The sequence below is a fragment of the Solimonas sp. K1W22B-7 genome (assembly GCF_003428335.1).
In the GTDB taxonomy this organism is placed as follows: domain Bacteria; phylum Pseudomonadota; class Gammaproteobacteria; order Nevskiales; family Nevskiaceae; genus Solimonas_A.
The window spans coordinates 5,019,203-5,033,358 of record NZ_CP031704.1 but is presented as its reverse complement, the minus strand read 5'-3'; the positions used below and the strand labels follow the sequence as shown (position 1 = coordinate 5,033,358).

Annotated in this window: 13 protein-coding genes; 7 read left to right on the top strand and 6 right to left on the bottom strand. The window is 64.3% G+C overall.

The annotated features are described in order from the left end of the window. Nucleotide 1: 1 nt before the first annotated feature. The 5 genes from D0B54_RS22525 to D0B54_RS22505 all read left to right on the top strand — a co-directional run bounded on the left by D0B54_RS22525 (nucleotide 2) and on the right by D0B54_RS22505 (nucleotide 4,523). A complete protein-coding gene (locus tag D0B54_RS22525) occupies nucleotides 2-1,066 on the top strand; it encodes an HlyD family efflux transporter periplasmic adaptor subunit (protein WP_117294374.1) in 1,065 nt (354 codons plus the stop codon). Nucleotides 1,067-1,213: 147 nt separating this feature from the next. Beyond that, a complete protein-coding gene (locus D0B54_RS22520; RefSeq protein ID WP_162932637.1) occupies nucleotides 1,214-2,251 on the top strand; it encodes a hypothetical protein in 1,038 nt (345 codons plus the stop codon). A gap of 61 nt (nucleotides 2,252-2,312) precedes the next feature. Next, the gene (locus D0B54_RS22515; RefSeq protein WP_117294370.1) at nucleotides 2,313-3,059 is read left to right on the top strand and encodes a hypothetical protein; all 747 of its coding nucleotides are present in this window, start codon (nucleotides 2,313-2,315) and stop codon (nucleotides 3,057-3,059) included. A 25-nt stretch (nucleotides 3,060-3,084) separates the two neighbouring features. Further along, nucleotides 3,085-3,846: a hypothetical protein gene (locus D0B54_RS22510; protein ID WP_117294368.1), complete on the top strand. Its 762-nt coding sequence runs from the start codon at nucleotides 3,085-3,087 to the stop codon at nucleotides 3,844-3,846. Further along, the gene (locus tag D0B54_RS22505; RefSeq protein WP_117294366.1) at nucleotides 3,843-4,523 is read left to right on the top strand and encodes a hypothetical protein; all 681 of its coding nucleotides are present in this window, start codon (nucleotides 3,843-3,845) and stop codon (nucleotides 4,521-4,523) included. Before D0B54_RS22510 ends, D0B54_RS22505 begins: the two co-directional genes overlap by 4 nt. A 204-nt stretch (nucleotides 4,524-4,727) precedes the next feature. Here the strand turns inward: D0B54_RS22505 and D0B54_RS22500 are convergent, their stop codons facing one another. The 4 genes from D0B54_RS22500 to D0B54_RS22485 are packed head-to-tail and all read right to left on the bottom strand — an operon-like array spanning nucleotide 4,728 to nucleotide 8,476. Then, nucleotides 4,728-5,540, bottom strand: coding sequence for a helix-turn-helix transcriptional regulator (locus D0B54_RS22500; RefSeq protein WP_162932636.1), 813 nt, complete (start codon nucleotides 5,538-5,540; stop codon nucleotides 4,728-4,730). Next, entirely contained in the window at nucleotides 5,537-6,982 is a 1,446-nt protein-coding gene (locus D0B54_RS22495; protein WP_117294362.1) for a LutB/LldF family L-lactate oxidation iron-sulfur protein, read from the bottom strand. Before D0B54_RS22495 ends, D0B54_RS22500 begins: the two co-directional genes overlap by 4 nt. Nucleotide 6,983: 1 nt before the next feature. Beyond that, a complete protein-coding gene (locus D0B54_RS22490; protein ID WP_117294360.1) occupies nucleotides 6,984-7,670 on the bottom strand; it encodes a LutC/YkgG family protein in 687 nt (228 codons plus the stop codon). Beyond that, the gene (locus tag D0B54_RS22485) at nucleotides 7,667-8,476 is read right to left on the bottom strand and encodes a (Fe-S)-binding protein (RefSeq protein WP_117294358.1); all 810 of its coding nucleotides are present in this window, start codon (nucleotides 8,474-8,476) and stop codon (nucleotides 7,667-7,669) included. Before D0B54_RS22485 ends, D0B54_RS22490 begins: the two co-directional genes overlap by 4 nt. Nucleotides 8,477-8,573: 97 nt before the next feature. Here D0B54_RS22485 and D0B54_RS22480 point away from each other — a divergent pair, with 97 nt between their 5' ends. Next, nucleotides 8,574-9,314: a FadR/GntR family transcriptional regulator gene (locus D0B54_RS22480; RefSeq protein ID WP_117295464.1), complete on the top strand. Its 741-nt coding sequence runs from the start codon at nucleotides 8,574-8,576 to the stop codon at nucleotides 9,312-9,314. A 97-nt stretch (nucleotides 9,315-9,411) separates the two neighbouring features. Here D0B54_RS22480 and D0B54_RS22475 read toward each other — a convergent pair whose 3' ends face one another. Continuing rightward, nucleotides 9,412-11,391, bottom strand: coding sequence for a glycoside hydrolase family 5 protein (locus tag D0B54_RS22475; protein ID WP_117294356.1), 1,980 nt, complete (start codon nucleotides 11,389-11,391; stop codon nucleotides 9,412-9,414). 148 nt (nucleotides 11,392-11,539) lie between these two features. On the opposite strand from D0B54_RS22475, the gene D0B54_RS22470 reads away from it, so the two are divergent. Then, nucleotides 11,540-12,901 (top strand): MFS transporter, encoded by a 1,362-nt coding sequence (locus D0B54_RS22470; RefSeq protein ID WP_117294354.1) that lies wholly within the window; start codon nucleotides 11,540-11,542, stop codon nucleotides 12,899-12,901. Nucleotides 12,902-13,212: 311 nt separating this feature from the next. Here D0B54_RS22470 and D0B54_RS22465 read toward each other — a convergent pair whose 3' ends face one another. Beyond that, nucleotides 13,213-13,914: a TetR/AcrR family transcriptional regulator gene (locus D0B54_RS22465; RefSeq protein WP_117294352.1), complete on the bottom strand. Its 702-nt coding sequence runs from the start codon at nucleotides 13,912-13,914 to the stop codon at nucleotides 13,213-13,215. Between the last annotated feature and the right edge of the window lie 242 nt (nucleotides 13,915-14,156).

Below are 14,156 nucleotides of genomic sequence, written 5' to 3'. Positions count from 1 at the left end.
CATGGGTCGAGTCGTCGCCACGCTGGGCCTGCTGGCCGGTGCTGCCCTTGTGCATGCGGATCAGGGTGTCCCGCCGTTCGTCGCCGGACTGGAAGCACCGCAGCGCATTGGCGAAAACGAACTGCGGGTCCCCAAGAGCCTGCAGCGCCGCCTGGGCATCCGCACCGCGATGGCCGACGCCGCGCCGCAGCGGCTGGAACTGCTGGCCGAGGTGGTGGCCGACCCGCGCTCCTCCGGCGAGGTGCGCGCGGCACAGGCCGGCACCATCGAGATCGCCGAGCGCTGGCGCCTGCCTGGCGAGCCGGTGGTACAGGGCGAGCTGCTGGCCTGGCTGCGGCCGCTGATGCCGCAGGCCGAGGCGGCGCGGCGCCGCGCCGACATCGCGCGCATCGACGAGAAGCTGCGCATCGCCAGGATGAACTTCGAGCGCCTGCGCATGCAGGCCGACGCCCTGGACAACCCCGAGGCCACGCAGAACAACGTCTACTACGAACAGGCCGACCTCGACTGGCGCGCGCTGCAGCAGCAGCGCGAGCTGGCGGCCCAGGGCCTGGGTTCACGTCAGCCGATCCCTGCGGCCGCCAGCGGCACGCTGGCCAGCGCCGCGGTGCGCGAGGGCGAGGTGGTGGCCGCCGGACAGACGCTGTTCGAGATCGCCGATCCCGCGCGGCTGCAGCTGTTGGCCGTCAGCCACGACGCGAGCCTGCCGCAGCGACTGCTCGGCGTGACGCTGCCCTTGCCGCAGTCCGTCGTGACGCTGCGCTATCGCGGCAGCGAGCCGGTAGCCGGCGGCACCGGCTGGAAGCTGCTGTTCGAGGCGCAGGCGCCGCCGCCGCGCGCGCTGCTGCCGGGCGAGCTGCATCGTCTCGCACTGAGCGTCCGCCCCGCGCCGGCCTCGCTGGCGCAGCAGGGCTGCCTGCAGCTGGGTATGGCGCAGACCGGGGTCTGGCTGCACGTCGCGCCCGAACGCTTCCTGCTCCGGCAGCAGGCTTCCTGCGCGAACTGGGAGGCGGGCGAGCGTCGCGTTGTCCAGGGTGGCGTGCTGCTGTCGCAGTACCTGCACTGATCGGAATAAACATATGCCACGGTATGGAAGAAGGCCGCAAAAAAAGTTCCTTCTGGCGGGCGATGCGCTTGTCTAGAGTGAGTTCAAGGTTCAAGCAATGCGATGGCCACGGGCGGCCGTCGCAAAAATCAGGGAGCGATGGGATTCATGGCAACGACGCAGAAGCTGCACCAGGTTTTCAATTTCGCGCTGGCCGGTTCGCTGCTCGCCCTCGGGGCCTGTAGCCGCAGCGATCCCGCCGGCGAGTCCGGCGCTGCCGTGCCGCAGACCCGCGACATCAGCACCAGCGCCGCGGCGCTGGGCTCCAAGTCCGACGCCCTGCGCGAGCTGGGCGTGATCGGCGCGCTGGCCAACCAGGTCGCCGGCGGTGGCGCCGCCTGGAACAGCGGCAATGCCGACGCACAGCGCGTGCGGCCCTGGGCTTTCAATGGCGGCGAGCGCGCGCAGTCCAGCGGCACCGATGCCTCGCAGGGCGCCTGCCCCGGCGGCGGCAGCTTCACCAGCGAAGACAGCAGCGCCAGCCGCAGCTACGCCCTGTTCGGCGGCGAGTCCGCCGACACCGCGCAGTCGAAGAGCAGCGAGATCAACTGCAAGTCGGCCTGGCCGCAGAAGGCCGGGGTCGCCCAGTCGCTGTCGCTCAATGGCCTGCTCGAAAGCGGCGCATCGCCGTCGCTGAGCTACGGCCTGGCCGGCAACGGCAGCGAGCCCTACACCGAGCTGTACGAGAAGAAGGATGGCTCGGGCAAGCTGGTCGACAGCATCAAGCTGGCTTATCGCGGCCTGTCCGAGGTCAAGGCGCCGCAGGGCGGCACTCTCGACGCCCGCGCGATCTACGCCTATCGCTACGCCCGTTCCGGCGGTGACTTCTTCAGCGCCGACGTCGGCAGTGCCGGCGCGCCGTTCAAGGTGGAGCAGGGCGACCTGCTGCGCGTCAGCGGTCCCTACGGCTATGCCTCGAAGTCCTGCGGCGGCGGCAACTCCAGCGTCAACACGGTGGACGGTCTGGCCTTCGACGGCAGCGGCGAGCAGATCGTCGCCGGTACGCTGGAAGTGGTCTCGGGGGCGAAGAAGGCGGTGTTCCGCTTCAAGCCGGATGGTGGTGCCGACCTCGACCTGAACGGCGCCACGCAGGCGATCAGCGCCAGCGAACTGCGCGCCGCGATCAATCCCGCCAATCCCTGCTGAATCCGGCGGCCCAGAACAACAATGGACGCCGGCGGGGATGCCGGCGCCCGGGGGAAAAGCAATGAAGCTCAAGACCATCGCGCTGCTGGCCGGCCTGTTCGCCGCGCCGGCCTTCGCCGTCACCACCGCCGGCCATGACATTCCGTATGCCGGCGTTTACTACAGCCACGAAATCTCCGACAGCGCACGCGACTCGGGCAGCGGCAAGGGCCTGCAGTTCAACCTGGGCCTGCCGCTGGACTACGGCCGGAACAATGCGCTGGAACTGAGTCTCACCGACGTCAGCCGCGAGCGCGATGTCGACGGCCGCAAGGACTACCAGACGGCGTTCTTCGTCGACTGGGTGCACCACTACACCAGCACCAATGGCGGCTTCTCCGGGCTGCCGAAGGTCACGCCCTTGCTGATTGGCGGCGTCGGCGCGATCAACGAGGACGTCGACGGCGACGAGAACCTGCATTTCGGCGGCAGTGCCGGCGCCGGCCTGCTGTTCCCGCTGCCCTGGCATGGCCTGGCCCTGCGCACCGAGGCGCGCGCGCAGCTGCAGCTCAACGACAAGTCCGTGGCCGGTGAAGACCTGCTGCTGGACTACCGCATCAACGTCGGCCTGCAGGTGCCGCTGTACTTCCTGCGCGAGGGCGGCTTCAACACCGCCGCGCCGGCCGAGTGCTCCATCGCCGTGGTGGATCCCAGCGGTGCGCGCCAGGACTGCAGCGTGGACAGCGATCGCGATGGTGTGAAGGACCATGCCGACCAGTGCCCCGCGACGCCGGCCGGCGTCGTGGTGAAGGCGAACGGCTGCCCCTGAGGCAGCGTTCCGCTACGGTGACGGCATGCGCAAGCCGCTCATCGTCCTGCTGTGCCTGGCATTGCTGGTTGCCTGCGGCGATTCGTCCGCCCCGCAGGCGGCCGGCGACCTGCGCTCGCTGCTGATCCACTTCGAGGTGCAGGCCACGCCGCAGGCGCCCTACGTGGACCTGGCGGCCGGCGAGGTGTTCTTCCGCTTCGAGGGCGACATGGCCGCTTCGGCGGTGGACCCGCGCAGCGGCCGCATCACCGGCAAGGGATCGAAGAGCCTCGGCCGCTTCGGCCCGGCCGTCGTCGCCTTCCGGGTGAATCCGGCTCGCTCTCCCACCAGCAGCGACTTCCTGACCTTCCGCTGCCTGGACTGCACGATCCGCTTCAACGACGGCGCGCTGCTGCGGCCGCTGCTGCCGGCGGACACGGCGCCGTCGCCGGATGAGCCCTTGCGGGCCTCGTCCTTCGATATCCCCATGCAGGGCCATTTCCTGCAGAACCTCGGAGCCCTGTCGCCCCAGACCGGGGGCCTCGGCTTCGGCCTGCGCGGCGTCGGTTGCGGCGGCACGCAGGAGGTCGCCGGCAAGGGGCCGCTGGCCGGCGGCCGCGGCACCATCTGCATGAACGGGCAGTTCGACTTCTCCAGCCCTTCGCCGGCGGCCCTGGCCGGGGTCCTGGCCGGCTTCGCCGATGGCGGGGACGCGGCGGAAGTGGCTGCATTGCTGCAACTGCTGGCCGGCAGCCTGCTGACCGGGCGCTCGGACTGCGCCATCACGATGCACCGGGCCGGCTCATGAAGCGCGCTTTCGCGGCCCTACTGCTGGTTTGCGCCACCGCTGCCTCCGCCGGGGTGCTCGATACGGCACTTGATCTCCTGCTGCGTAGCCTGCGCAGCTTTGCCGGTGCGGAGACCCTCAAGTACTCGCTGCACTACCAGCTGGAAGGGGAGCGCGTCGGCACTGGCGCCGACTGGGTCGGCTGGCGCCTTTCTGGCCCGGTGCGAGTCGCCACGGTCGATGAGGGCAGTGCACTATGGCGGACGGATGGCCCGGTCGTGGGGCAGGTGACCGATTGGGAGCTGCGGCTGCGCCTGCTGTCGTCCGGACTGCCCGACAATACGCAAACCGAATTGACGTCCTCGGGCTTCCGGCTGGAACTGGACGACGGCTCGGTGCTGACCGAACTGGTCGATGACCCTGCGACCCTCGCGCCTGAAACCGACATTCCCTTGCAGGGGCGGATGCTGTTCGAGCTGGGGCCGATTCCGGGGGCGGGTGGTCCGTACCCGGTGCGCTACCGGGCCACCGGCTGCATGGGCGTGGAGGGCAGTGGCGCTGGCGCGCTCGCCGGCAAGCGGGGCGCGCTGTGCATCGGTGGGAGCCTGGGCTTTCCCGGGGTGCCGCGAGGCCTGGCGGACTTGCAGGAGTATGGGCGGATGGCGGCGGAGTCGGGGTTTACGCTGGTGATGCATTGAAGAGGCATATCCGGCTCGCGAGGAAGCCGGGTAGCTCAACCATGGTCTTCGTGCTGCACTGATGTTCGACCGCTGTATGCGGAAAGGGGCAACGTAAACGCTGCCTCTGCTCGAGGAATCAAATGTCGGGAGGTGATGTGGTCTGGGCTGCCGGAATGTCGGCGACCAGGTTCAAGGGTGCTCGCCGCTCTGGGCTATACCTGCCTACGCCAGGATGCGCAGGTCGCGAGCCTTGACCAGAACATCCTCACGCGAGATCGCATTCAGTTTTCCGAACATGTTTTTGAGGTGCCATTTGACGGTGCCCGGCGCAATATCCAGTGCGCGCGCGATGCTTTTGGTGGACATGGCACGCGCCAAGAGTTCAAGAATGTCTTGTTCGCGCCCCGACAACAGCTCAACCTGTGCTCGCAGCGGTCCCACGGGTAATGTGGGATTCTCGGACGCCGATGCATTGTCCGGGTGGGAGCTTTGTTCGCCTCCTTCTATTTCCCGCCTTGCTGCTTCCAGAAAATCCCGTCTGCGCTGATCCCGCTCCTGCCGCAACAGACGCACGACGAGCGGCAGCACAGCGGCGCCAAGATCCGGCAGTATCCGAGTCAGGCCTGCTTCTACCGCGACATCGACCATGCGCCGTCCTGCCTCCATGGCTGCCTCCTCGTTCCCGCTGCGCAGCAGGACGATGGCGCGGACAAGGCCCAGGCTGGTGGACGGCTGCAGGCGACGATTGTGCTGAGCCAGATCGTACGACGCGTCGATTGCCGGCAGGCAGACCGGGTTCGGATCGTGGAAGAAGGTGACCATGGCTTGTGCCAAATGCGTTGCCAGGCCAATTTCGTTCCAGGAGCTGTCGGGTGCGACGCTGTAGCGTTCAGACAACCGGGCGAGCTGGGTCAGCAGCTCGCGAATCGGCGCTTTCGGCTGGAGTCTTTCGGTGTGCCGAAACCGGATTGCGCGAGTAGGTGGTTCACAAATGCCGCCCGCGGCGGAATGGATATTCTGCAGAGCGTCAGTCATGGCTTTCTCATTGCTTTGCCTTCCTGCTGGGAAATCAGCTCTCGCAGAGAGCGCCGGGCCGGCCGAAGTGGGGCGCGGGCGCGTGTCCATCCGCCCTGGTAGCTTGGCGTCAACCAGCGCATCCGTGTGGCACACCAGGTGAACAGGGCATACAACTGAGGATTTGCATAGAGAAGGCGCCAGATCTTCCAGGCGAGAACTTCCGGAATGCTGCGTCCGCTGCCTTGGCCAATCAGCGGCTGGCTCGAAGGGGGGAGTGTGTTCTGCGATGCCTGGCGCAGGCTGAGTAGAAGTTTCGGGATTGGAATCCCTACAGGGCAGACATCACCACAGGCTCCACAAAGGCTGGAGGCAGTGGGCAAGTGCTTCGTGGATTCAAGTCCCAACAAGTGCGGGGAAATGATTGAGCCGATAGGGCCTGGGTAGGTGGTGCCGTAGCTCAGACCGCCAACCCGCGTGTACACCGGACAATGGTTCATGCACGCTCCGCAGCGTATGCACTGCAGCGTCGCGCGGAATCGATCGTCTCGGTAAGCTTGCGTGCGGCCGTTGTCGAGAAGAATGAGGTGCATTTCGCGTGGCCCATCTCGCTCACCCGGTCTCCTGGGACCCGTAACCAGATTGAGATAGGTCGTTACGGCCTGGCCGGTGGCCGATCGCGTGAGTAGCTTGAAAAGAGGGGCGATGCTGTCGAGGCGATCAACTACCTTTTCAATGCCGGTAATGGCAATGTGAACTTCTGGGATGCTCGTGCACATGCGACCATTCCCTTCATTCTCCACGAGGACAATGGTGCCGGTCTCGGCAACGAGAAAGTTGGCCCCGGTGACGCCGATGGGAGCATCCCGGAAGTGCGTTCTAAGCTCCCGGCGTCCAATGCTGATCAGCTCATCGACGTCATCTGTGTAGGCTGTGTCTGGAATCTTGCCGGCGAATATCTTCGCAATATCCTCTTTGGTCTTGTGAATGGCTGGCATGATGATATGGCTGGGCCTGTCGCCGGCCAGTTGGAGGATGTACTCCCCCATATCTGTCTCGATGCAGCTGACCCCGACTTTCTCCATTTCATGGTTCAGCTCGATCTCTTCGCTGACCATCGACTTTCCCTTGACCATGCAGCGCGCTTGATGCCGCCTTGCAATCGACCGGAAAAGTGCATTGGCCTCAGCGGGCGTTTCAGCGTAGTGAACGCTCACGCCCAGTTCCTGCAGGCGGGCTTCCAGTTTCTCAAGCAACTGGGGCAAGCGCCGCAGGGAGTCTTTGCGGATGCTCTCGCCGATGGCTCGAAGTCTCTCGAACTCGGCCTGGTCAGGAAACTGGCTGGCCCGGCGATCCACCAGGAAATCCATGGCCTCCCGAATGTTCCGGCGCAAGAGAGGGTCTTGCACCGCTTCGCGGCTTCGGGATTTGAATGCCTGAGGATCAGGCTTTTCGATAATCATGCTATGTGCCTGGGAGATCATCGCGAATCAGCAAGACGATGAGCTCTTTTGGCCCGTGCGCGCCAAAGGCCAGAATCCTCTGGATGTCTGCGGTCTTGGATGGGCCGCTAACCAGCAGGGCATTGCTCGGCAGCCCGCGGCTCCAGGCTTCAGCCTGCATCAGGCCTGCGAGATCGAAGTGGATGCTGCTCGCGCGCAGGATCGCGATATGCGTTGGCGGTACGAGGGACAGGCTGCGAGGCTCTTGAGTGTCAGGCCATACCACGAGGCTTCCCGTCTCCGCGACAGCACTACGGACGGTAGTGATGCCTGTGTCGAATTCGGAAAACAGTCTTAGCTTGAAGCTGAACATGTCTTCGTCGAACCAACTCAGGGAATCATGGGGGATCTGCCTTGATAATTCACCGGATATCCAGGTGTTTCTTCCTGCAAGAATGCTACGGAATCGCTTTCTCTGCACGAGGTCGGCAAGCGTTGTCCCCCAGTTGGAGAGGGAGCACGAAATGACCTCGGAGCGCGACAGGGTTGCTTGGCGGGCGTACAGGTCAGCCAATTCCGAAACACCTACTGGAGGGCTGGCGGCTGTGGTGAAGTCGGGTGGATCGATGGACGGTGGCTCCTTCTCCGGAAAGGAGGCGCTGCGCAGTCGCTCGAATATCGCCTTGCGGGCGTTAGGGTTGATGCTCATGAATCATTGATCCCGTTTTCTGAATGGCGACCGAGACGGCTGCGAATGAAGGAAGCCAGGTGTTCGCCGCGCAGTGGAGATCCTTGCTTCTCGAGAACGCCATTCAGATTCAGCAGGCAGCCGCAGTCGGCGCTTACCAGGCGATGACAACCCGATAGCCGCACAGCCTTCACCTTATCCTCCGCCATGCTCACGGAAATGTCGGGGTGCTTCACCGAGAACGTGCCGCCGAAGCCGCAGCACTCGGCCTCATGGTCATGGTCTACGAGTTCGACCCCAGGGAGTTTTGCGATCAGTCGCCGAGCGTGAATGTGAGTGGACATTTCGCGCCGGGCTGAGCACGAGGTGTGCAGTGCGATCTTGATCGGCGGCGCAGCATTCTCACGGAAGAGTTCGTTCCCCATGCGCGAGACGAGGAATTCCGTCAGCTCTACCGTTCGACCTGCAATATCCTTGGCCTTGGCTTCCAGGCTCGGCATTCCCTCGAACAGGCGCGGCCAATGCTGTTTCAGCATGCCGGCGCAGGATCCAGATGGCACGACGATGGGCCATGGCTGCGGGAACAAGTCGAGCTGAGCGGCAGCGACCGAGGCCGCCTCCTTCGGAAAACCGGTCGTGTATGCCGGTTGGCCACAGCACGTCTGCCGGACTGGATACTCGACACGTACTCCGATGTTCTGCAGAACATCGATTGCGTCCAGGCCTGATTCCGGGCTGAAAAGATCGATCACGCAAGTGCCGAAGAAATAGACGGTTTCCGCGACGGCTGTCGTCCGGTCACCATGCGCTGCTGCCCCGCTTTTCAAACGCCTTCCCCTCTCCGATCTGCCGGCAGCGCAAGTCTGGCCCGGAAAGCACGCCGTGATACATTGGTCAGACCATAGCTGCGGAGGTTTGAAGGACGTGGACCAGCCGAATAGACGCGCTGATGGTGTCGCTCAATACCTGGAACGCGCCATTCTTGAGGGTCAGTTCAAGCGAGGTGAACGGCTGCCTGCTGAGCGCGACCTGGCAGCGCGCTGGGGTATTTCGAGGCCAACAGTTCGCGAAGGAATCGGCCTGTTGGTTGCCAAGGGTCTGCTGATTCGACGTCAGGGTGACGGGACGTACATCAATAGCCAGACCGACCAGAAGATGGCCGAGATCTGGGAGGACATGGCACGTCGTCACCCCGATATCCAGGGGGATCTCATCGAGTTCCGGCATATGCTTGAATGCAAAACGGCGGAACTGGCAGCTGAGCGCTTCAATGAAGAGGATCGTGAACTTCTGTTGAGCGCCTGGGCGGAAGTCGATGCGGCCTACGAGGGGAGCGAGCGGACTCGACAAATCCGGGCCGACCTCGCCTTTCATCGGGCGATCGCTGATGCCGCCCATAATCCAGTCTTCAGTTATCTGTTGGTATCCCTTATCAAGCTGCTGGCTGAGCATGTGAAGGTTTCGATCGCTGGCCTCGCTCCGGATTCGGCTACAGCGCGGCAATTGCGCAGCCAGCATCGTGCGGTTCTGGATGCGATCCTGGCAGGTGATTCAGCCCAGGCAGGGCTTGCCGCCAGCTCGCACATGGAATTCGTGCGCACGCGACTCAATGATATTCAGCCGGCTCAAAGCAGGCCCTCACGTTCAGCGGGTAGGGCTACTTAGCGTTGTCATAAGTGCCTTTGATGTGTATTAATTGATAAAAAACAATCAATTACTTTCGATTCTCCGTGGGGCCGCCGCGTTCGCGCTCGGCTGAGTTTCAGGTGGGAACGGCAAGCGGCGCGGCTGGCGCGCTGCGCAAGCCACGAACCTCGATGCTCAGGGCCGCGGAGCTCGCCGCCATGATCCGCAGCAGGCGCCGCTTCGCATCGAAGCTCCATTGCGCATCGCCGCCGACGCTGACCTCGGGCGCACCACTGAACCGCTTCGGAACGTAGATCTCGGTAGCCGCCTTGATGCCCGGATCGACGTCGATCGTGGCGTTGAGCGTGCCGGCAGCCGCGTTGTAGCTGCATTGCTTCACGCGGCCCTGCGCGCGCTGCACATACGGACGGCAGAAGCCCTCGACCGCGCGGCCACCGGAATCCGGATCGTCGGCATCGGTATGCTGATCGCGCGAGTAGATCGACAGGTCCTCCTGGTTCCAGCCGTCGCCGACGCGCAGGTCGTTGCGGTTGCTCGCTGTGTAGTTCCACTGCGTCGATGACAGCAGTAGCGAATCGAGCGCGTCGTACATCAGAGACAGCGCCATCGTCTGCGCGCTCCAGATGTCCGCGCCGCGTTCTCCAGCGGCCCAGCGGGCGTAGGACTCGCCGTCGTTGATGTCGTAGGGAATACCGCATTCGCCGATCAGCGTCGGCGCGCCGCCGTTGATGCGGTCGCCGAACATCTTCAGGAACATCAGCTGGAAGCGATAGCGCTCGAAGGTCGCCTTCTGCTCGGTGGCGGTCAGTGCCGTGCCAAAATGCTTGCTGACCAGCAGCACTATGTCGTACCAGTGGCTCGCGTTGACCGAGGCTGCCGGCATCTCCGGCGGGAAGCTGCGGCCCTGGACGATCACGTGAGGATTGATTTCCGCGAACAGCAGCCATTCGGCACGCAACGGACGGATGGTCGCGGCGACCTTCTGGAAGAACGGCTGCATGAACTCGCGCTCGGCGTCGATCGCCTTGTCGTTGCGCCGCGCGAAGAAATGCTCGTCCGGAAAGCTTGCGACGCCATGGTCGATTTTCCAGACGCCGGCCTGCTCGAACGGGTCCGCAACGCCGTCCTTCCACAGTGAAATTCCTTGCGGATTGGCGTCGATCTCGCTGGTTGCGACGAGATAGTCGTTGACGATCGCGAGCTGCGGCACGCTGGTGCGCAGGCCGCGCGCGACGCGCAGTCCATCGAACGGCGTCCAGGCCGGGCCGACGAGACCGACCGCGAAGTCGCCGGCGACCTTGCCCGAGGGCCGCTCAGTCATCTTCTTGCCGATCCAGCCGAGGCCCGGTTCGTTGAGCGTATCGAAGCCAATGACGTTTGGCAGATCAACGACACGTTCGGCGAGCGCACGCATCGAACCGCAATAGTGATCCTGCAGATAGTCCTGGACGTTGATGCCGTCAATCTTCCAGTCCGGCGTGAAGGTCTTTCCGGCGAAGAAGGCGGTCCACATGATGCAGTTCGCCGGCTGGCGGTAGTTCAGCGGCCAGCTCATCGACGGATAGCGGTCTTCCTGACGCTTCACCGGGCTGGCGTAGTCGTAACGGTACTGCATGACATGCGCAGCATTCGCGGTGTCGAAGCGGCGGTAGTCGAGGCCGAGCGCGTCGAAGGTCCAGCACGGCGCGCCGCTGCCGCCGCTCATGCGGCTCCAGACGTCCTGATGAAAGTCGAGGAACACCGCCAGGCGGTGCTCCGCTGCCTTGACGCAGATCGCGCGGATGTAATCAAGATAGGCGCAGTCGTACTGGCGCGGGCCGGCGTGCTCGACCGCCTCCCATGTCACCAGCAGGCGCAGCACGTTGAAGCCCCAGCCGGCGATGCGACCGAGGTGCTCGTCCGCTTCTTCGAGCGGAAGGGGCCGGCCGATGAAGCTGACTTCACGGTGATTCGAAAAGTCCGACGGTTTGTCGGTGCCGCCGTCCGGAAACGGCAGCTTGCAATCGCCGCCGAGGTTGACGCCGCGCAGGATGACCTGGCGACCCTCGGTGTCGACGAAGCTCGCGCCGTGAGCGGCGATCCATTGTTTTGACATTCTTCTCCCCCTGCTGCATTCTGCTTTCATTATACAGTCGGTTAATCAATTTGCCAGCCCATCGATTTGCGGACTGCGAAAGGTTGAAACCGGCGCCTTGCGCACGGATACAGTGTCGGCCGTGCGGGCCGACCGAGGAGAGCTATAGATGAGCGGCAACAGACTGGGCTTCGGCCTCAAGCTCGCGCTCGGCGCGGGCGACTTCGGCTTCAATCTCTACTGGCAGTTTGCGTCGCTGTATCTGCTGTTCTTCTATACGGACGTCGTCGGCCTGCGGCCGGAAATCGCTGGTGCGATCTACATGGCGGCGCTGATCTGGGACGCGGCGCTCGATCCGCTGATCGGCGCAGTCGTCGACCGTACGCGCACGCGCTATGGACGCTACCGGCCGTACTTCATGTTCGGCGGCATTCCGCTGGCGCTGTCGTTCATCGCCATGTTCGTCGGCCCGACTGCAGGAGAAGCCGGCGCAGCACTGTTCGCGACTGTCGTGCACTTCCTGTTCCGCACGGTCTACGCGATCGTCGCGATCCCCTACGCCGCGCTGTTCGCACGCGTGACCAACGATGCGCGCGTGCGTGCCGACCTTGCCGGCTTCAGGATGATCTTCGCGACGCTGGCGGCGGTGGTCGTCGCCGCGCTGACCCTGCCTCTGGTGCGCGGATTGGCGACAACGGAGGAGCCGAACCGCGGCTGGCTGCTGATCGCAATCGCATTCGGTCTGGTCGCCGTCGTGCTGATGCTGCTCGTTGCCTGGGCGGCACGCGGGCTCGACGTCGATGAGCCGGCGAAGGAAGCGCCGGTCGGTGCGCGCACGCTGGTTGCGGCGCTGCTCTCAAACAAGGCGCTGCTCGTCGTGCTCGGCGCGGTGATGATCGGCCAGTTCTGCAGCACGCTGTTCGGCAAGAATCTGCTGTACTACTTCAAGTATGCCTTCGGCCGCGAAGATCTCGGCGGCACGGCACTCGCGCTGACCGCGCTGACGATGGTGTTCTTCGTGCCGCTGTTCGCCTGGATCGCGCGGCGCTGGGGCAAGCGCAATGCCTGGATCATCGGTGCGGTGCCGAGCCTGATCGGCCTGGTGATGTGGCACCTCGTCGACGGCGCGTCGCTGGAGCTGCACTTCCTCGCGCTGTTCCTGATCGGCATCGGTTCGGCGGCCTACGCGGTCTGCTTCTGGGCGATGCTGCCGGATACCGTCGAGTACGGCGAGTGGCGCAGCGGCGTGCGCACAGAATCGCTGGTGTTCGGACTCGGCGTGCTGGGGCAGAAGGTTTCGCTCGGACTCGGCGCCGGCCTGCTCGGCGTCGCATTGAACCATGTCGGCTATGTCGCCAACGTCGAGCAGTCGCCGGAAACGATCAATGGCATCAAGCAGATGATGTTCTGGATTCCGCTGATCGGCGGTCTCTGTTCGCTGGCGCTGATCTGTCGCTATCCGATCAGCCTGGCGCTGCATGCCCAAATCGTTGACGAGCTCGCGGCGCGCCGCGAAAAGAAGGGTGGCTAGGGCCTGTTAACCCTACGGCAGTCGCTGCGACGGAGACCGTTTTGGTGCAGGGCTATGTCCCGGCGCGCGCGGTGTACTAGACGTACATAAGCGGGTCGGGACGACGCCCTGCGCCAAAACGGTCCCGCCCTCCGGGGGCCCCCGTCTTTGCCGCCATGCTGGCCATTGGCTTACTTCGGAGCGACATTGAGTCGCTCCTCAGCAGGGCCAATGGCCTCGTCAGTCTCTTATTCCCGATAAGCGACCTCCTCGCGCCTTGCCTGGCGGCAAATACGGGGGCATCGCAGCGACTGCCGTAGGGTTAACAGGCCCTAGTCGCGGATGAGGACGGCCAGCAGCGCGTCGACATGCGCCTCGATCGCCGCGTCGGAAGTCGGGTCGATCTTCCAGACGCGGCGGACTTCGGGTGCCAGCGTGTAAAACTGCTGAGACGCGCCGACGATGATGTAGATCATCGCGACCGGGGATACCCCCGCCGGCAGCATTTTCTCCTTCTGCAGCAGCTCGACCAGCGACGCTGCGCCCTGTGCGGTGTATCGGATGAAGGTGTCTACGACCCAGCGCAGGCGATCGTTGTCGCGGACGCTTTCCTGCACCATCAGGCGCGCGTGCTCGGGATGGCGCGCGCAGTAGACGACATAGCGGCGCAGCAATTCGCGCGCATGCTGGCGGCGGCCTTTCGCGGTGCTCAACGCGCCGGGTTCAGGCACGAAGCTCAGTTCCTCAGCCTGGCGCTGGAACAGGTAGGTCACCGCCTCGCGCCACAGGGCTTCCTTGTTCTGGAAGTAGTACTTGATCAACGCGTGGTGGGCACCGGCGAGCGCGGCGATGTCACGCGTCGAGCTGCCGGCGTAGCCGTGCTCGGCGAACACCTGCAGTGCGGCCTGCAGGATCGCTGCGCGAGTGGCCTCCTTTTGCCGGGTGCGCGTACTGGCGCGCTCCGGCGCCACCGCCTTGACGGACGTGCGCGCGGCGGCTTTCTTGACGGTCTTGCTGGTCGTTTTGGTCTTCATGTGTGTCTAGTCTCAAAGAGTCGCCGCAAACGGGCAAGGCCGGTTCGGCGCGATCGCATTAGTGTTGCATCGCACCAATTCGCGGCGCGACCGCTAAGGCGTGGTTGACAACAAAAGCATCTTCCACACCGCCGCGGCATGCGCTATGATGATTTCATTATACAGTTGGCTAATAAGCAATTGCACGGTCATCACTCGATGCAGGTTGCGGTTCTGGTAGGAGAGTACAAATGCGTAGCAGT